Origin of the sequence: Bradyrhizobium algeriense (genome assembly GCF_036924595.1) — a bacterium.
GTDB classification, from domain to species: Bacteria; Pseudomonadota; Alphaproteobacteria; order Rhizobiales; family Xanthobacteraceae; genus Bradyrhizobium; species Bradyrhizobium algeriense.
In genome coordinates this window covers 2,966,971-2,985,358 of record NZ_JAZHRV010000001.1, presented here as the reverse complement: position 1 = coordinate 2,985,358, position 18,388 = coordinate 2,966,971, and the positions used below count along the sequence as shown (strand labels likewise).

Genomic DNA, 18,388 nt, shown 5'->3' with positions numbered 1-18,388 from the left:
GTCACTTCTCCGCTTCGTTGCCGACGAAGCTGTAAGGCGGCAAAGGCCCGTACAACCCGACGCTTGCGTAGCCGGGCAGCTCGCCGCGCAGCCGTGACAGTGCACCGTCGAAGTCCGGCCGGGCACCGGACGCCACCAGGAACGACACGTTGACGAAGCACCCGTCGACCGGCGGGCCCCGGCGCACCTGTGCGGCATGTGGTTGCAGGCGGGCGATAACCTGGCCCGCGTCACGCGCGTTCCGTTCCGCGACGGTGGCGGCCACCTGCTCGCCGAACGCCACTCTATCCTGGTGGCCACCGCCGCCTGCGGCGCGCAGTGCTTGATTCCGCACGCGTAGCTGGTCGTTCTGGAGCAAGACGTCGCGGAGAAGAGCTTCCTCCGCATGTACGCCCTTAACGTTGAGCTCGACATGGCCATCGATGCGGGACAGTAGTTCGCCATAACGGCGCGCCCCCGATCGAAGCTCCGTCCGCACCGCCTCGTCATCGGGCGCGATCATCCCGAACCGCATCGGCAGCACGGTGCCGGCTGCATACGCCCGTCCGATGACCGCATCGTGCTTCACCAGATCGCGCCGCTTCGCGCGCAAGTTCTCCGGCGCGTCGCTAACCACCGCGACGAGATCCTGCTCGCGCACGAGCCGGAGGGCGGGGGCGTGCTCCCCCACCCCCACCGCCCCTTCGAGCGGTAGCGGATGGGAGGCACGCGTGACACAGTAGACGTAGTTGCTCATCAGTCATCCTTTCCGTTGCGTCGCTCCGATTTCCGTGCGCGCCGGCAGTTCGAGCGGCAGCGCGCGGCCGGGCAGCAAGTGGCCGATCCGGGGGCTGCTGCCGGTGAGATCGAGGCGGCCACACACCTCGGCGAAGCGCAGGTAAGCATCGACGCCGGCAACGACGACCCGCGCATCGATGGTGAGCACTTCGAGACCGATCACCGACACACGCACGAACACGTCGATGACCAACCCGCGGTCCAGGATCAATTCAACGACCTTGTACAGTTCGCCCGACAATCTGCCGCCGCCGGTTGCTTGAGGCATTTGAGTCATTGCCATTTCAGTCATACGGTTGTCTCCTTCCGGAGGGCCACGATGGTCGCGGCGAGTGCGATACGAAGGTTGTTCAGCATCATCGTTCTCCCTTTCGATGCGTTTGCACGAGATACTGAGGGCCTCTGCGATGAGTTTTGGCCTGGCGGTAAAACATCTGTGAGGAAGTTAGACCTTCACGATGGCTGCCAAGTAGGAAGCCGCCCGGTTGCCCGAGAGGCCTCTTTGCCATTGCCGGATGGTGCAACTCGGGGAGTGAACGCCAATCGGCGAGGTGAAACCTAACGCCGCCCGCCTATCCCGCGCGTGTCCTGTGACGCTTGAACTCAAGCATCCGAAGGTTTGCGTAAACCTTGATCGCTGGGTGGGAATTGCCGATCCCTTCGTATGACCGATCGCGCCTGCCGCATTCTGCGGAACAAATCAACGTGCTCGTGCGTCGCGATGGTGACATAACGCCGTTGTTTATCGTGCCTACCCTTTAGCGAGAAGGAGCCGATCGATGAAAGCCGAAGACGCCGCGGACATGATGGATCAGGAGAAGGAGAACGACCGCTTCAAGCAGCGCGCGGCGGTCGGCATCGCCATTCTGGCGATGCTGCTGGCCATCACCGGGCTTGGCGGCGCCAACGCCGACAAGGAGGCGACCAACAACAACATCTATGCCGCGAACCACTATGCCTTCTACCAGGCCAAGAACATCCGCCAGACCGACTACAACCTCGCGGCCGACGCGATCGAACTGGCGTTCCTGCAGGACGGAAGCCTCAACGCCGAGGCCAGGACGGCCCTGAAGGCAAAGGCGGAGGCCTATCGCAAGACGGCGGCACGCTACGAGTCCGAGCCCGAGACGCAGGAGGGCAAGAAGGAATTGATGGCGCGGGCCAAGGACTACGAGAGCAGGCGCGACCATGCGCTGAAGCAGGATCCCTACTTCGACTATGCCGAAGCTCTTCTGCAGATCGCCATCGTGCTGATCTCGGTCTCGATCGTCGCGACGCTGCCCTGGCTTGCGATCGTCGGCGGCATCGTCGGTGCCGCGGGTGGCCTGCTGATGGTCAACGGCTATACGCTGGCGGTCGAGATACCGTTTCTGGCAGCATAGTGGTCCGCACGCACGCTGCGCCGGTCGGATGGGTGCTGTTTGGCAAGGACGAGGGGAGCACTAGACTGAGGCCGCTTCAGTTGGCGGGTTCTTTCACTTCGCGAATGTCACCTGTTGGCACAAAGCAGGGATGGAAGCGAGTTTGACGAACGCGAGATAATTGGCGGCGAGCTTGTCATATCGGGTGCCGCCGATGCCCTGAATTTACTTCCGCTTGCGGCAGCACAGCTGATATCGCCGGACTTGCTACTTGCCACGGGCTCGACGGTCGTCAGCGCCCCTTGCAACCATTCCTACGAGCGTTTGGACGGGTTGCGCCGCTGCATGTCGCAAGACAGCGGCGGCCCGCCGCGAAAGGCGAGTCTTAGAACAATGGCGCCCGCGCTTCTGCAGCCCCTATGGTCCTGGTTGGATGCTTGCTCGGCATGGCCAATGGCCCCATGCGGGCAACCACCTCGTTCGGCACCCCGTAGACCTGTATCACGTGGTCGATTTTGTTGAGACCGCAGGCCTCGCGCTGCACGACGAAGAGCCAAAGCGCATACCCCGCCTGTTCGACGAGACCATCGTGGATTTTTCGATCCGAATTGGCCGTCCGCGGGCATGCGGCAAGTGCCGTCAGCGCAGCCTCAAGCCGCCGTCCAAGCCGCGCGAGCGCTGAGACCCTCTCCTCGGCGATTTCGTATTCGAGAGCCGCGTATCCGAAACGAAGCGGGTGCATAGCCGCACTCCGAAAAATGGCCTGCCAATTATCTCTTATATTATTATTCGGCAGGGAGCCGTTCAAGACATAATGCTTTTGCTCATTCCTGGCGCGCGCATTTGCCAACTCTGACGCACCGCCGTGTTCGGATCAGAACACGTCGATCGTCGGGAAACGCGGCTCTCCGGTGATGCAATCCCAAAGGTAAATGGCGAGGCCGACGTCGCCGGTCCAAAGCGAATACCGTCCGCGGCCAACGACGACCTGAGCGTCGCGATACTGGACGATCGCCGTCATGGCGAATTGGCGTGCGCGGTCGAGCCAAACCGGATCGTTCGTGCGATGGTAGAGCTTGAGGAATGCGTAGCCATTCCCACCCGTGCCGTGGCAAAGGCCCGGGCCCTTGATAAGTGGTCCTGCGGCCCAGGTGAAGCGACCGCCATCCACAAGAAGTGCGTCAAATTCAGGAGTAGCAAAGGGCGCATCCGCAAATGTCGTCACCATACCAGGTGCGCCGTGACAATGCTGACATATCCGAAGCCACTTCTCACGCTTGCTTCTCGGGCCCCACGTTGTTCCAACCTCAGACCGCCACGCATTCGCCGCAAGTGTCTTCGGCACAAACTCGGCCACCTGCGCCTGCTGCGCCGGCGTCAACCAATCCCACCCGCGCAATAGCGGAATAACGTTGCCGGCGAAGCCGTGAACAGGCCCGAGAAAACGGTCGCGCTGGCCATAGAGATCCTGTGTCCATAGCGGGCCTTGCGGCGTGTCCTCCAGATCGGCCAGCAGCAGGGCCGCCTGCACCTCGAATAGCTGGCGCCATCGCGTTTCCTGGATCATCTCGGCCATGTGGATGGCGGCCAGCATGGACCCGGGCATGCCCCACATCAGTTCCCGGATCGGCAGTCCATTATTTGCTTCTGCGCGCGTATGCACCAGATCAGCCAGGCTCGGTGTGGGCGCCAGGCGCATGGCGAGGAGTGCCGCACCCATGTCGCCACGGAGCAATGAGCCATGTTTCGCGTAATCGGCCGACGAACTGGCTTCGAAATCGGTGATGGTCCGCTCCAGAAGCTTCGGGAGCACAGGTCGAAAGTCTGCAGCGACGCTGACAGCACCGATGCGATGCAAATAATCCAGCGCCCAGATGACGCCGGCCGCGCCCTTGTAGAAACTGGGGTCACCGTCTTCCTCCCGTTCGCCACTGGGGTGACCCGGCCAGAACGTGTCGGGATCGAAATCGGCGATGGCATCGGTCGCGATTTCTTCGATCGCAGCCCGGACAGCCAATTCACTCCAGGCGTCCTGCGCAAGCGGACGATGACGATCGAGGACAATCATGCCTGAGGGGCTCCTGAGCGCGATCCATCTTGTTTCTTCAGACGAGGGAGTTAAGGATCGCACGATTAAGCGCAACGTATCCAAAAGCGCTGCGCGCGGCAGACAGCGGCAACCGCAATCATTCGCAACGTTCCCGCGGGCACGCGACCTCCCATGTCCGATTTGGGTGCGCGCCCTAGCAGCCGCGGCAGATGCTCTTGATCTTGCGGTCGAGCGCTGCGTTTTCCTTGCTCAGTGGGTCGTTCGGATCGCTCAGGTTCTTTTCGCTGGGCACATCGCTGGCGCGTGGCTGGCGATGACCGACCGGCGCCTGCGGTATCGGCTTGTCCGGGTTCTTCGTCACCGTCGACGATCCACCTTGCGCAAGGGCCTGCGGGCTGCCGCCGATCAGAACCATCAGCGCCATCAAAAGGATTGTTTTTCGCATGTTGGCCCTCTCGTCTTTCTGTTTCTTCCTATCGCACTGGCGCATCGATCGTTGCGCAATTGCGGCGTCCCTGGGCGGCGCAGTCCTGCGCCTTTCGTACATCGGCCATGGTGGCGAGCAACCAGATTCCGGCGGCCACCAGCACCACGAAGAAGCCGAGCATCACGGCGTTTTCGATTCCGCGATGGCCCTCATCTTCCGGCGGCTCCCGTTTCTCCTCGCCGTCCTCCGTCATCACGGGTCACGGCTTTGGCGGATAGAGGTGAACGTCGCCGCAATAGTCGACGATACGATACTGCGTTTCCGAGGATAGATCACTTTCCCCGGAACTTGCATGCGACAAATAATTCGGGCCAATCGGCGCCTTTCCGTGGCCGCCGGGAATATCGAGCACATAATCCGGCTGGCACAGGCCGGAGACACGGCCTCGCAAACGGCGCATCAGTTCCTGGCCTTCTGCAATCGTAGTGCGCAGATGCGCGGTTCCCGGCGCCAGATCGCCATGATGCAGGTAATACGGTTTGATTCGATTTTCGACAAAAGCCCGCATCAGCGCTTCCAGGACTTTAGCATCGTCATTGACGCCGCGCAGCAGCACCGTCTGGCTCACCAGGGGGATGCCGGCATCCGCCAGCCGCGCGCAGGCCAGGCGCGCCTCGCCCGACAATTCGCGCGGATGATTGGCATGAACGGCGACCCAGGTCGTCGCACCGTCAACACGCAACGCCTTGATCATGTCCTCATCGATGCGCGCAGGCGCCGCCACGGGCACGCGGGTATGGATGCGGATAATCTTGACGTGATCGATGGCGGCGAGGTCCGTCATGATCTCGGCCAGCCGCCGTGGCGACAACATCAGCGGATCGCCGCCGGTCAGGATGACTTCCCAGATTTCGGTGTGCTCACGAATATAGTCCAGCGCGTCGCGATAAGCCGCCTCCGGCAGCGCCGTTGCCTTGCCCGGCCCGACCATCTCGCGACGAAAGCAGAACCGGCAATACACCGCGCAGACATGCACCAGCTTGAACAGCACGCGGTCGGGATAGCGGTGGACGATGCCGGGGACGGGCGAATGCGCGTCGTCGCCGATCGGATCGGCGTTTTCGCCTGATCCGCTCACCAGCTCCAGCGCACTCGGAATGAATTGCCGTGCGATCGGATCGTCGGGGTTTTCAGTGTCGATCAGGCCGGCGATATCAGGCGTTACGGCGATCGCATAGCGCGCGGCGACCCGCTCGAGGTCGGCGAGATCGGTAGCCTTCGCCAACCCGCGCTCGACGAGTTCGGCGGGCTGCCGCAGCGTTGCCGCCCATTTCGGATCTATCCTGTTCATGTCTCTCCTGCCGGTGGCGTCCACACCACCTGGTCGACCCGCAGCGCGCCGCTGGCCAGCATCACCAGCCGGTCGAAACCGAGGGCTACGCCGCTCGACGGCGGCATCGCGGCAACCGCTGCGAGAAAATCCTCGTCCAGCGGATAGCGCTCGCCGTAGCGCCGCTCCTTCTCGTCCATCGCAGCGGCGAAACGGCGGCGCTGTTCAGCGGCGTCGGTCAATTCGCCAAACCCATTGGCGAGCTCGACGCCACAGGCATAGATCTCAAACCGTTCGGCGACCCTCGGATCAGCCGCCTTCGTCCGCGCCAGCGCCGCCTCCGGCGCCGGATATTCGAACAAGACGGTCAAACACCCCTGCCCCAAATTCGGTTCGACATGCTCGACCAGCACCTTGCTGAAAATGTCCGACCAGGTGTCATCATCGGTGATCCGCACCCGTCCATTTGCCGCCGCAGCGAGCGCCGCGCGGTCGCCCTCGCCATTCGCAATCGTGGGCAAAAGATCGATTCCGGCAAAACGCTCGAAGGCCGCCGCCACCGTCAGCAGTTCCGGCTCAGTGAAGGGATCGGCCGTTCGGCCCCGGAACGAAAACCGGCCGATTCCGGTCGCCTGTGCGGCATGTGCGATCACGACGATGGTATCGGTCATGACAGCGTCATAGCTTGCATCGGCGCGGTACCATTCCAGCATCGTGAATTCGGGCAGATGCAGATCACCGCGCTCGCGGTCGCGGAACACGCGCGCGAACTCGAATATCTTGGCCTCACCGGCGGCGAGCAGTTTTTTGGCGGCGAACTCCGGCGACGTCCGCAAATAGCGCGTCGCGCGGGTGCCGTCATTGCCGGTGATTTCGGTTCGGGGGGCGTGCAGATGCGTCTCGTTGCCCGGCGATACCTGGAGGATGGCGGTCTCGACCTCGGCAAAACCCTGCTCGTCGAACCAGGCCCGCACCGCCCTCGTGATCGCGCCTCGCGCCATCAGGAACGGCTTCCGATCGGCGTGCCGCGCAGGCGACCACCAGGGCGAGGATTGGTCGGTCCCGACCATCAGCCACGGTCCTTGCTGAGCCACGGAGCGACCTCCGCCGCGCCTAAACGGGCATTCAAGGAATCGGAAAATACCATTGAAATCGTTCGACTTTCTCTGTGATGCCCCCTCAACACGGCAACCTCCCGCGCTTCATCCATCCTGTCATGGCGAAACCCGCTCACCTTGTCCATTCCACTCGATGGAGGGGCCCTGAGTGCTGAACCGTCTGGCCGGTTCCGCAGTCCAATGGCGAGAATTTACAACAGGATACGAGCATGTCTGGCGGCTGGTTGGGAAGAACTGCAATTCTTTTGTTAGTCGGCCTTCGTCACGGTGGCGTCAGCGAGCGCGGATAGTCCCGACCGAAAATTCAAGCCCTTGACGGAAGAGACCTTCACCTCTCCAGAGAGCGCCGACCACAACGCGAAGGCCCTCAAACGGCGCGATCAGGCCAGCCGTAAACCCGGCGAAACCGGGCCGCTTGCAGCCTCCGGCGGGCACCGGAACGGTAGTAAAACGGCTGGCATCGACGGGCAAAATCAGTATGTTGCAGCCCGAAACCGCCCGATCGGCCCCACGGACGCCCATGTCCGGATTCGCCGAAGGCCAGAAATTCAGGAAAACAGCTTTGAAAGTCATCGCCAGTTCTATTCGCAAGGGCAACATCATCGAGCAGGACGGCCGGCTTTACGTCGTCCTCACCGCCGAAAACATCCATCCCGGCAAGGGAACTCCGGTCAGCCAGATCGAAATGCGCCGCATTGGCGACGGCGTGAAGATTTCGGAACGCTACAAGACCACCGACCAGGTCGAGAAGGCGACCGTCGAGGATCACAATTTCAATTATCTGTACGAAGATGCCGACGGCTTCCATTTCATGAATGCCGAGACTTACGACCAGGTCCAGGTTTCCAAGGAAATCGTCGGTTCGTCCGCGCCCTATCTGCAGGAGAACATGACCGTGAAGCTGTCGCTCCACGACATGAATCCGGTCGCGATCCAGCTCCCGCAGCGCGCGACGCTGGAAGTCGTGGAAACCGAGCCGGTCACCAAGGGTCAGACCGCGTCTTCCTCCTACAAACCTGCTATCCTCTCCAACGGCGTTCGCACCGCAGTGCCGCCGCACATTGGAACGGGAACGCGGATCGTGGTCATGACCGAGGATGGCTCTTACGTCGAGCGCGCGAAGGATTAATACCGCGCACTGGAAGTAAGGGGCACGCCGGGGGGCGATGCATTGAATACGATGGCTGTCCGCTTGCTCAGGCGTTGGCTGGCAGCCCTTTGTTTGCTCCCGGCCGGGCTCACCGCAGCCGCCGCCGAGTTCCGGACGCCGTCGATCACGGCCGTCCGCGTCGAATGGCGCGCGGTTCTCGATCGGCTCCGCACCGAGATCGCCACCCAACCGGCGATCGCTTCCCGATTTACGTTCGCCGGCCAGCGGCGCGTGCCGGCATGGGATCCGCGCTCGACGCCCGCGCTGGTGCAACTGAACGCCATCAACGCAAGCCTGTTCGCCGGGATTGGACGCAGTCCGGTGCCGGTGCTGTTGCCGTTCGATACCGCAGGCTATCTCGAAGGCGAGGCCAACGGCACACAGCTGCCGCTGTCGCGCTACCAGGCCGATTTCCGCCCCGCCGACCTGTTCCACGCCGGCCCTTCCGGCTACGACGCGGTGTTTTCGCTGCAGCCTGGCGCAGGCGGCGGTCTGCCGTCGCGAATCTTCGCCAGGCCGGTCGAAGTGCAGATTACCGGCTCGATCCTCGTCTACGACCTCGCCGATCCGCGCGGCGGCAAGGGCGAGCCGGTCAAGGCGCTGGCGTCGCAGTTCCCCGACATGCGCCGCTTCATCCGTGAAGGCTATGTGCGCTACGCCTTCACGCGCTTTGGCGTGCCCTATGTGGTGTCGATCCAGTGTCTCGATTCAACGCCGCGGGCGCGTCGGCTGGCCTGCCGCGAGGCCTATCCCATTGCCGAGCGTTTTCTGAAAGCCTTGCGCATCGCGGGCGGACAACCGGCGCAGCCACGCCACGACATTTCGTCCGATATCGTTGAACGGCCGACGGCGGTTTCGCCCGACTTCACCTATTACCCGGGCGGCGACATCATCGCCCGTAGCAGCGTGCGTCGGCGCGGCGGACGCGCCGATTTCGCCGCCTATTCGCAAATCCGTTTTCCGCTCGCGAAAACCCCGACCGCCGTCCGCTCGCAATCCTTCGGCAGCAAAAAGTCCGAGGGGGGCCGCGGCGTCTATCCGTGGCGGGACAATTTTTGCGAATCCCGCAGCTTCCAGGTCGGGCAATGCGCCGCCGGCTTCGGGCATCAGGGCCAGGACATCCGTCCCGCGCCCTGCCCGCCGAACAGCAACAGCGAAAGCAGTTGCCATCCGAGGAAGCAGGCCGTCGTGGCCGTCCGCGACGGCATCGTGATCCGCTCACTGAAGCAGCAGGCGGCGACGCTGCAGATCAACACCCGCAACGAGCACATCCGTTTCCGCTACATGCACATGAACCCGTCAGCCATGGATGCGGACGGCATTCTCAACGGGCGCCGGGTCGCCGAGGGCGAAAAGATCGGCGTGGTCTCCAACTATCTCGATTTCCCGAACGGCACCTCGTACCATCTCCACTTCGACATACAGGTGTTCACGCGCGACGGCTGGATCTGGGTCAACCCCTACACCACCCTGATCGCATCCTATGAACGGCTGATCCGCGGCCGCGGCCGCGAGATCGGCACCGATCCCCCGATCGCCGCCGCCGTGGCCCACGCGCTACCGGAGGCTGTCCTTCGCCACAGCGCGCGAGAAGGCCGCGAGAACTGAAGCGGGATGGAGCTAGGTTGAATCTATTTGGGACCATGCTGACTGAGCAGGAGGCCAGCATGGATGGGCAAGCCTTACTCTCTCAACCTCCGGAGGCGTGTGGTGGCAGCGATCGAGGTCGGGATGTCGCGCAATCAACTATCCAAGGAGCACCGCCACCTCGATTCTATTTACCGCATCATCCCAAGACTCGCCTTTTTTCGCAGGTGGCAGATGCGGCTTAACGGCAGCAAAGCGATCATGAAGCTGCCTGCGCGATAGTTTGCTTTCTCTGAGGTAGAATCCGAGCGCCGCCTGCTCGTAGGTTTGATAGCCATATCGGACGCACGCGCCCAACTTCGTCAGCGCGGGCCCTAAGTTGGCTTCCTTGCCCTCCGCTGCGCTCTGACGCTGTTTCAGCAACGCGGGCACACCAAACAAGTAGCCCAACTCTGGCACAACACGGAGTACGAATTTCCGCGCGCCAAGACAGGCCTTCAGTTTGCCGGCTGGTGTACCGAGCGCTTCCTCGAGGTCGGTCAAAGGATGTCCTCGTACCCATAGCTTCGTAAGCTTCTTCAGGTAGGGTAAGGCAAACGCGCACCTTTCCTCGCTCGTCTCAAGCGACGTGACGTCTTTCCCAAACAAGTCGTCAATGGTCTCCGGCCGGAAGATTTGAGCGAACAGATCGCCATTGGCTCCGATCCAGCTGAAGAACCACTTCCGCCAATCAGTGACCGTGTCGTGGTCTGTCGCTTCGTCGAGATCCTTGGAGAGGCGCTCCATCACAGGCATTGCGATCCCTAAGGTCGAGGCAACTTGGTGGTCCACCAAATCGTCGTCAGATTCTGGTTTTTGCTTTTGCTGGAAAGCTACCGCTGCCGCGAGTCGTGTTTCGATCCACCCCTGATCACCACGCTTACGCGCCCTAAAGCCGGACAGCGATTTCTTGACCGCGTCCTCAAGCCCCACAGACGCCAATCGAGCAATCGCGTAACGGTCGACGTCCCCCTTGTCGCCCACCGCCGCATGCACACGGTCGAGAATGGCCGTCAACGGGTCGTCTATTTCCAAGCACTGGTCGGACTGGCTGAAGACCTTCTGCAACTCGGTCCAATGCGCTCCGATCGTAGCATCCTTCACATCAATGCCGACCACCTTGCCGGGGATAACTAACACGATGCCGTTCGCATTCTGCCCGGCCCGGCCGGCCCTCCCCGCTGCGTTGAGGAGCTCCTGGGCCTGCAAGACCTCGCGGCGATCTTTGGCTTGATCGAAGCGGCTGTCCTCAGCGATGATCACCACCTCGCTTGGAAAGTTCATCCCCTGCGACACCGTGGACGTCGCCACCATTATCGTTGCGCCGTTTGCGCGCTGGTAGAGGGACTCACACAGTTGCCTTTCTTCAGGCAGCAGCAGGCCGTGATGAACGACGCACGGCGATACTAAACTCCCTTTGCGGACGTCGAGAAACAGATGGTCTGCGCCGCCAACTTCCAGCTCGCTTGTCGCCCACCACCCTCGCTCATCCTCAGTGAGCTTGATCTGAACCTCGCCAAGGCGTTTAGTTATCCTGTTCTTAGCGCTCACCGCGTTCTGGATCGTTTGGAAGAAGACCAGCGTCCTAACGCCAGCGTCCGCCGCCGCTGACGCGATCTCAGATGAGACTAACCCAGAATTGGGAGTTAACTTCCACCACTTGCTAGCTGTAAGGTTGACGGCCTCGTCGAGCAGACCAAGTAGGGTGTAGTCCTCGGTATTGCGAGTTGCCCATGTCTGCTTAAGGCTGAACAGGCCCATAGGTACGCTTTTCAGTTTCTCTTTATCCTTGGTCGACGGTGCTTTGGTCTTTCGCGTGCGGCCAGCCTTCACCAAGCCGTCGCTTAGTTTGTCCACGTCGCTCTGCGGATACACAAGGCTTCCGCGCAGTTGCCGCGTAGGTTTCCACGGAAACGAGAGCGAAAGGCAAGTACGCCCTGTCATCTCTTGGATCCAACCCGCAATCTCGTCTGTATTCTTCATCATTGCGGATAGGAGGAGGAAGCTGGCGCCTGGTACCAAACCCGCAAAATTGAGCAAGCACAGCATTGCGTCGAGCGCCCGCCTCCCTCGACCTTCTTCAGGATGCAACAAATGACATTCGTCAAAAATAAGCAGGCCTACATCTGCAAACACCGTGGGCTCGATGCTCATTTGTGCCAAGCATGACTCCGGTGTCATCACAAAGATTTCCGGTAAGTTATCCTCCTCACTTAAGAAGCCGATTTCATCGAAGCGCTCCTGCTCGACTTTGGTCCTTCTAAAAGTCTTCCGGAGACTTATCGTCGTCTGGCCCACCAAAGCATTGGTCGGAGCGAGGAATACGACTTTCTTTTCGCGGAGCAGCGTAGCGTAAATTTTTAACTCGGATAGCGTCGACTTTCCCGCACCTGTAGGGAAGCTCACCGCAGCGGAGTTCTCGGCCTCCAGATAACCCTCTGCAACGGCCTCGCGATGATTTCTCCACAGGTAAGGTCGCTTACGGGCGATCCGACGCATTGCGTTGAGCCACTTATTCCCATCGAGGCCGGATGGAGGCTGAACACCAGTTACAGCGCTGCCGGACAAATCCCCGGAAACCGCGAGTAGTAGTGAGGCCAAGTGATGCGGGCCGGCGAACGATCCCACTTCTCCCCCAAGCCAGCTTCCACCATCGGGACGGGCTGCCGAGCTCAAGCGCAATACCGACCGGAAAATTTCGGTCGCTTGACTGGCTTCATCATCTCCGCGCAAAAGCTGGTTCGCTAGCGCGCGCACCCCGAGCAATATCTTGTAGTACAGTGCTAGTGCAGCAACCTCAGCTGCGGTATCCCCCGTAACGGCATCCTTCGAAGGTAGGGTGGCTGATGTGATCCCAACAAGCTCACCTCGTGCCAGCGATCGAAGCGCTTCGATCAGCGTGCGCTCAACCGGTGAAAAGCCATCCGAATTTAAATGGCTGCCGATCTCGCTGGCATCTGCCGTTGCCTCAGCAACGAGGAAGAGCAGCATGGCCGCGACGTCGGATGAAACAGCATTTGCATCTATGTATGTACCGCTCGCTTCATCCTCTGCCCCTATCTGCCGGGCATTAAAGCAGAGTTGATGTGCGGTCCCCGCGACGAACGCCGCGGCCGCGCGGTCATCGCGATCCGGGGAAACGGCCACTAAAACTTCATTTGTGAATGCCAGCCGCTGCATCTCAGCAATAAGACCGACGACCTCTTGATCGTCGTCGATTCCACCTTCTCGCAGGCGAAACCTAGCGGCGACAATACGGGCGAATGCCTTTCGATAGCTCCTCTGGAAGTCGCTCACGGTCCAATCCCTCAAGCGGTGGAGCCGAGCGTATCAGATGGGCAGTGTCAGGGTCATACATGCGCAGCAACCATCGCCTTGGCCTTTTTGGCGGCGCAATCAGCAAGCGCTGCCATCCAGGCCCGCAGGTTCTTTAAGTAGAGTACCTCGCCGCGACGTCGGGTGACCTCTCCATTCACCACCACGCTGTAGCCGTCAAAGAGCTTCTGACGGCCGCCTGCATAGTTGTGTTCATCGCCGATGGTGATGGATATGCGATAGTAACGGGCGCTCTTCCACACAATTGTTTCGACCGCCGAGTCCACGTCAATATCCTTTGCCGTCTCTAAAAGTCTCGTGACTTCCGCAGCCAGTTCATTGTCGCGCTCGCCCTTCTGCATTCCTTCGAACTCTTTCCAAATGCGGTCGCGGACCATTTTCCGGGCGTTGTCCGTCGCCTTTTCTTCGCAGATCACGACGCATGTGACTTCCTTGGTTTTAGGATCGAGTTTTACGTGGATACCGTCAAAGCCCTTGTGCGCGTGGATCATATGAGGGTGTGCAATCAGGCCATTTGGGTCTTGAAGGTTCGCTGCGATCCAGGAGATGACCTGAAACATCCAACCGTCACGATGCCACGGCTGTTTGGGATCTGTCGACGTGAGCAGTTTTAGCGCTCCGGCAAGTTCCGTTTCCTTCGCGTCTGGAACAGCGAAGCCGGTTTCTTTAAGCACGCGACGCACATATCGGCTTTGACCAAGAGCAACCTTGGCCACCAACTCTGCCAATTCGTTGTCGTTGGTGATGGTCCAACTGCTACCGGCCCAATCGTCTTTGCTCCCAATAACACTAAATGTAATAGGCATCCCGGACTCCCCGCGACAGTAGTAGGTCTTGGCGAGGCGCCCTGCAACCATAGATGTGCATCACCCAACCGCAGTTATTGGGATTGCTTGTTGCACGGGCTAGGCGTTCTCCGTCGCCCCGCAAGCCAGGGAGGCCTGTCCAGCTGCTAACTAATTTTCATCGTTACGAAGCCGCCGCACCCGCGGCTGGCTTGCGCATCGGCGGCGTCCAGCGAAACGCCGCGCCCAACCTGTTCCAGACGTTGATCGCGGCCACCGCTGACGTGAGATAGGCCAGCTCCTTTTCCGAAAACTCGGCGCTCGCCTGCACAGCACGCCAGTGCTCATGGATGCAAGGCGGCCGATTGTTCAAGGACTCGCGATGAGCAATGGCTGCACGTTTGCGCCGCCTGCCATCAGGGGATTCGATGGCTCGAACTGCTCGCGCAGTTCACGCTTCCGGACGAGCGCGCGCGCAACAACAAAGGCTTCCTTCAGGCTTCTAGCTCGCCGGAGCGCAACGTTGAAAAAGGCATCGCCGAAATAGGTCCACTTGGCCTTGTCCTGGCAGCCGAACGATGGATGGTCGGCATCGGCCGCGGTGATGACCAGGACATCGGGGTTAGCAAGACGAGGGATAAAGACGCCGGAATAGCAGGCCGAGATGACCACCACCTTGTGTCGCACGCTCGTCCGCGCCAACATATCGGCGAGATTGGCCGGCGTGAGCGTTTGCGTGAGTCGCCCCGCTTTGACTGCAAGACCGTCGCGGGAGCCATGCGAGGTCAGAATCAAGAACAGAACGTCGTTCTCGGCGTCCATCCCATTGGCTGCCACTTGCAACGACATGGCCAGGGCCTCGATCGTTGCGCCTCCGCCTTTCTTCGAATTGTATTGCACGTTGACTGGGCCGCTCCCGAAACGGCCCGCCACGACCTGTGCTGCGCCGGTCGCCTCGCGTCTAAACACGCCTTGATCGCCGAAAAGGCCAAAGGACACCACGCTCACCCTGGGAGCGTCCTCAACCGCGTGCGTCGGCGAAACCGACGGCACGACCGTCAGGACGAGCGCGATGAGCGGTGCGCCGAGCCGGCTGATCCAGGAGTTGGACGTCATTGCGAACCTTGTCTCGTCATGGCTACCATAGCATGGCAGCCCAGTCCGTGACACGCGCTGTTGGCCAACTATCTGGCCTTCATCAAACTTACACCCATCAGCATCCTGTTCGGCGGCGCTAGTGAGTCCGCGCCCCTGAATTCTATGACGCTGCCGCGTCCACGGCCTGCTTCCGCGCCGGGGGTGTCCAACGAAAGGCGGCGCCGAACCTGTTCCAGACATTGATCGACGCCACCGCCGACGTGAGATAGGCGAGTTCCTTCTCCGAGAACTCGGCGCTCGCCTCTGCATAGACCTCGTCGCTGACGCCCTCGCTGAGCGATGTCAGCGCCTCGGTCCATGCCAGTGCCGCACGCTCGCGCTGCGAGAACTGCGGCGCCTCGCGCCAGACCACCACGAGATTGAGTTTATCGGTGGGCACGCCGAGCTTCTCGCTCTCCAGGATGTGATACTGCACGCAGAAGGCGCAGCCATTGATCTGTGAGGCACGCAGCTTGATCAGTTCGAGCAGTTGCTTGTCCATGCCCGCCTTGCCCGCGACCTGGCTCAGCGCCAGCACGGCCTCGTAGGCGTCCGGCGTCAGCGACATGAAGTCTCTGTATTCTTTGCGGGCGTGTGACATCTCTTGTGCCTCATGTTATCAGGGCTCTGATTAATTATAAGAGCACTGATATGCTGCGCAAGGCACCACGGGACACCGCGGCGCGATCGCAAAATGCTCCGGCGAAAAATCCACAGCGGGCGCCAAAACCGGTAGCCGGGAGCGCCGGCCGACGGTCGCGGCAAACATCCGCCGGCAACCCCGCCCCGTTGATGCTTCGTCCGCCGCCGCCCGGCGAAGGCAAACGCGGCGAGCAAGGCTACCTCGCCTACCTGCTGCGCCAGGCCCAGGCCGCGACGCGGCTCGCAATGGAGCGGTCGCTGGCCGACCTCGGCGTGACCCCGCCGCAATTCGTCGTACTGACCATGCTCAGGGCCTATCCCGGCCTGTCCGGCGCCGAGCTTGCGCGGGTGGCAATGCTGACGCCGCAGACGGTCGGCGTCATCATCCGCAATCTCGAGCGCGACGACGCCATCAAGAAGACCCCGCACCCCGTTCATGGCCGGGTGCTGCAGTGGACGGTGACGCGGCGGGGTGCTGCTTTGCTCGACAGGTGCAAGCGACACGCGCAAGTGATCGAGCAACGGCTGACGGCCGGGCTGTCTGCCAGGGACCAGGCCATGATCCGCCGCTGGCTCGCCAAAATCGCCGCGGATTTGTGAGGGAATCGCTGGTTCCCGCGGCGTCTTGGCTTTTGGCACCGGCCCGCCGCGCCGCTAGACTGACGGCATGAAACAGCCCGATTCCCCTGATGCCCCGACCCGCCGCGCCGTGCTGAAGGCCGGCATCGGCGCAGGCACCCTGCTCGCCACACCGCTTGCCGCGTTTGCAGCCCCACCCGGCTTCGACCAGTGGCGCGACAATTTTCGCGCGCGCGTAATTGCAAAAGGCATTTCGGACGCGACCTGGACGCGGGTGATGGGCCGCATCGAGCCCGACATGAGCGTGTTCCGGCAGATGCAGAAGCAGCCGGAATTCCACGAGCAGATCTGGCAATACATCAATCGCCGCGCCTCGGACTGGCGCATCATCAACGGCCGTGAAGCCCTGAAGAAGAACGAGGCCCTGTTCGCCCGGATCGAGCAGGATTTTGGCGTCGAACGCGGCACGCTGCTGGCGCTGTGGGGCGTTGAATCAGCCTATGGCGATCCACTGGTGCAGCAGAACCATATGCGTCCCATTTTTCCAGCGCTGGCCGCACTTGCCTGGAACGAGCCGCGCCGCCGCGCCTATTGGGAAACCGAGTTGATCAACGCCCTGAAGATCGTCGATCGCGGCTGGGGCACGCCGGAGGAAATGCGCGGCTCCTGGGCCGGCGCGATGGGTCATACGCAGTGGATGCCCGAAGTCTGGCTCAATGTCGGCATGGACTACGACAAGGACGGCCGCGTCTCGCCGTTCGGCAAGCCGGACGATGCACTCGGCTCCAGCGCACGCTATCTGCTCAACCGCGGCAAGTATCATCGCGGCGAGCATTGGGGCTATGAGGTCCGCGGAGGGTCTTCGAGCGGCAGCCGGACCTACGCGGCATGGGCCAGCGCCGGCGTCACGCGCGCCGACGGCAAGCCGTTCCCGCAGCCGAACGCATCCGCGCAGATGTGGGTGCCGGTCGCCGGCGGTCCTTCGTTCCTGTTGGGGCCGAATTTCTATTCGGTGAAGAGCTACAATCCGTCGATGAACTACGCGCTGGCGATCTGCCATCTCGGCGACCGCATTCTGGGCGCGCCGCCTTTCATCCAGCCCTTCCCCGGCTCCGAGCGTGCGCTGACGCTCGCCGAGGTGCAGGAAGTGCAGACGCGGCTGACAAAGGCCGGCTTCGACACCGGCGGCACCGACGGCCGCGTTGGCAACGACACCATGAAGGCGGTGAGGGATTATCAGACCAAGATGGGATTGCTGCCCGCCGACGGTTACGGCGGGCTGAAGGTGCTGGCGCGGTTGAGACAGGGTGGGTAAACCGCTTGCCGCGCCCCCGCTAGCCGATCGACCAGTTCATCGACGGCGCCTTCCGCCGCCGCAATCGACGCCTGCAATCGATCGCCGCCGAACTCGTCATACTCGATTGCGACGCTGTGGAACGCGGTGACGCCGAGAAAGGCGAAGACATCGCGGATAGCACCCTCCACATGATTGATATGAGCGATGCGGCCGCCCGGATCGTACCCGTAATCGCCGCGGGAACCGAGCAAGATGAGACGCTTGTCCATCCCCGCCAGCAGTGGCGTATAGGGATCGTCAGGCCTCGAACGGTCAAAACCGAACGTGCGGCCGACCCGCACGACGTTGTCGATATAAGCCTTGAACTGCGCGGGCATCCCGAAATTGTACATCGGCACGCCGGCCACGACCAAATCGGCTGCGATCAGCTCGTTGATGAGCGCATCGCTTTCGGCCAGCGCCTCCTTCATCCAGGGCTCACGTTGATCGGGCTTGGTGAAGGCGGCGCCGATCCATTTTTCGGCGACCGGATGCGGCGGTGATTGGCCGACATCGCGACTGATCAGAACATCATTCGGCCGCTGTTGCAGCCAGCGGCGAGTAAACCGCTCGGTGAGCCTGCGCGTATGCGACCCGCGCGAACTTCGGTCTGAGGCTTGGGAACGCGCGCTGGAATCAATTCGCAATAGCTTCATGGCATATCTCCGTTCATCTGTTAGCGGCTTAGATCGGTGCAGCGAGCCGCATTGACAAACGCAAATTACTCAGCCTAT

The 18,388-nt window shown here is 61.6% G+C and carries 19 protein-coding genes and 1 pseudogene; 5 read left to right on the top strand and 15 right to left on the bottom strand.

Annotation, left to right across the window (positions count from 1 at the left end):
- Position 1 precedes the first annotated feature (1 nt).
- Both V1286_RS14715 and gvpJ read right to left on the bottom strand, forming a co-directional pair.
- A complete protein-coding gene (locus tag V1286_RS14715) occupies positions 2–736 on the bottom strand; it encodes a GvpL/GvpF family gas vesicle protein (RefSeq protein WP_334480560.1) in 735 nt (244 codons plus the stop codon).
- 117 nt (positions 737–853) lie between these two features.
- A pseudogene (gene gvpJ, locus V1286_RS14710) lies at positions 854–1,045 on the bottom strand (gas vesicle protein GvpJ); the annotation flags it as partial.
- 511 nt (positions 1,046–1,556) lie between these two features.
- On the opposite strand from gvpJ, the gene V1286_RS14705 reads away from it, so the two are divergent.
- A complete protein-coding gene (locus V1286_RS14705; RefSeq protein ID WP_334480559.1) occupies positions 1,557–2,159 on the top strand; it encodes a DUF4337 domain-containing protein in 603 nt (200 codons plus the stop codon).
- A 364-nt stretch (positions 2,160–2,523) separates the two neighbouring features.
- On the opposite strand, the gene V1286_RS14700 is transcribed toward V1286_RS14705, so the two are convergent.
- The 7 genes from V1286_RS14700 to V1286_RS14670 form a co-directional block, all read right to left on the bottom strand.
- Positions 2,524–2,880: a DUF6665 family protein gene (locus tag V1286_RS14700; protein ID WP_334480557.1), complete on the bottom strand. Its 357-nt coding sequence runs from the start codon at positions 2,878–2,880 to the stop codon at positions 2,524–2,526.
- 132 nt (positions 2,881–3,012) lie between these two features.
- On the bottom strand, positions 3,013–4,206 hold the full coding sequence (locus V1286_RS14695) for a lanthionine synthetase C family protein (protein WP_334480555.1): 1,194 nt from the start codon (positions 4,204–4,206) through the stop codon (positions 3,013–3,015).
- 175 nt (positions 4,207–4,381) lie between these two features.
- Positions 4,382–4,633, bottom strand: coding sequence for a single stranded DNA-binding domain-containing protein (locus V1286_RS14690; protein WP_334480554.1), 252 nt, complete (start codon positions 4,631–4,633; stop codon positions 4,382–4,384).
- Positions 4,634–4,661: 28 nt separating this feature from the next.
- A complete protein-coding gene (locus tag V1286_RS14685) occupies positions 4,662–4,868 on the bottom strand; it encodes a hypothetical protein (RefSeq protein WP_334480553.1) in 207 nt (68 codons plus the stop codon).
- 6 nt (positions 4,869–4,874) lie between these two features.
- Positions 4,875–5,966 (bottom strand): lysine-2,3-aminomutase-like protein, encoded by a 1,092-nt coding sequence (locus V1286_RS14680; protein WP_334480552.1) that lies wholly within the window; start codon positions 5,964–5,966, stop codon positions 4,875–4,877.
- Positions 5,963–7,015 (bottom strand): EF-P lysine aminoacylase EpmA, encoded by a 1,053-nt coding sequence (gene epmA, locus V1286_RS14675; RefSeq protein ID WP_334489671.1) that lies wholly within the window; start codon positions 7,013–7,015, stop codon positions 5,963–5,965. The genes V1286_RS14680 and epmA overlap by 4 nt, the downstream gene beginning before the upstream one ends.
- A gap of 321 nt (positions 7,016–7,336) precedes the next feature.
- On the bottom strand, positions 7,337–7,636 hold the full coding sequence (locus V1286_RS14670; RefSeq protein ID WP_334480550.1) for a hypothetical protein: 300 nt from the start codon (positions 7,634–7,636) through the stop codon (positions 7,337–7,339).
- Here V1286_RS14670 and efp point away from each other — a divergent pair.
- Positions 7,626–8,192: an elongation factor P gene (gene efp, locus V1286_RS14665; RefSeq protein ID WP_214489432.1), complete on the top strand. Its 567-nt coding sequence runs from the start codon at positions 7,626–7,628 to the stop codon at positions 8,190–8,192. The genes V1286_RS14670 and efp overlap by 11 nt on opposite strands.
- A gap of 51 nt (positions 8,193–8,243) precedes the next feature.
- Positions 8,244–9,821 carry a M23 family metallopeptidase gene (locus tag V1286_RS14660; RefSeq protein WP_334480547.1) on the top strand — a complete coding sequence of 526 codons (1,578 nt, stop codon included), beginning with the start codon at positions 8,244–8,246 and terminating at the stop codon, positions 9,819–9,821.
- A gap of 138 nt (positions 9,822–9,959) precedes the next feature.
- On the opposite strand, the gene V1286_RS14655 is transcribed toward V1286_RS14660, so the two are convergent.
- From V1286_RS14655 to V1286_RS14635, 5 genes are all read right to left on the bottom strand, one after another.
- The gene (locus V1286_RS14655) at positions 9,960–13,136 is read right to left on the bottom strand and encodes a DEAD/DEAH box helicase (protein WP_334480545.1); all 3,177 of its coding nucleotides are present in this window, start codon (positions 13,134–13,136) and stop codon (positions 9,960–9,962) included.
- A 53-nt stretch (positions 13,137–13,189) separates the two neighbouring features.
- Positions 13,190–13,981, bottom strand: a complete 792-nt coding sequence (locus V1286_RS14650) for a hypothetical protein (protein WP_334480543.1) — start codon at positions 13,979–13,981, stop codon at positions 13,190–13,192.
- 163 nt (positions 13,982–14,144) lie between these two features.
- A complete protein-coding gene (locus V1286_RS14645; protein WP_334480542.1) occupies positions 14,145–14,333 on the bottom strand; it encodes a carboxymuconolactone decarboxylase family protein in 189 nt (62 codons plus the stop codon).
- Positions 14,330–15,076 carry a C13 family peptidase gene (locus V1286_RS14640; protein ID WP_334480541.1) on the bottom strand — a complete coding sequence of 249 codons (747 nt, stop codon included), beginning with the start codon at positions 15,074–15,076 and terminating at the stop codon, positions 14,330–14,332. The genes V1286_RS14645 and V1286_RS14640 overlap by 4 nt, the downstream gene beginning before the upstream one ends.
- 142 nt (positions 15,077–15,218) lie before the next feature.
- Entirely contained in the window at positions 15,219–15,698 is a 480-nt protein-coding gene (locus V1286_RS14635; protein WP_334480540.1) for a carboxymuconolactone decarboxylase family protein, read from the bottom strand.
- A 191-nt stretch (positions 15,699–15,889) separates the two neighbouring features.
- Between V1286_RS14635 and V1286_RS14630 the strand changes: the two genes are divergently transcribed.
- Positions 15,890–16,339: a MarR family winged helix-turn-helix transcriptional regulator gene (locus V1286_RS14630; RefSeq protein ID WP_417021141.1), complete on the top strand. Its 450-nt coding sequence runs from the start codon at positions 15,890–15,892 to the stop codon at positions 16,337–16,339.
- A gap of 67 nt (positions 16,340–16,406) precedes the next feature.
- Positions 16,407–17,633, top strand: a complete 1,227-nt coding sequence (locus V1286_RS14625) for a lytic murein transglycosylase (protein WP_334480536.1) — start codon at positions 16,407–16,409, stop codon at positions 17,631–17,633.
- On the opposite strand, the gene V1286_RS14620 is transcribed toward V1286_RS14625, so the two are convergent.
- Positions 17,588–18,310, bottom strand: a complete 723-nt coding sequence (locus V1286_RS14620; protein ID WP_334480535.1) for an FMN-dependent NADH-azoreductase — start codon at positions 18,308–18,310, stop codon at positions 17,588–17,590. The genes V1286_RS14625 and V1286_RS14620 overlap by 46 nt on opposite strands.
- Between the last annotated feature and the right edge of the window lie 78 nt (positions 18,311–18,388).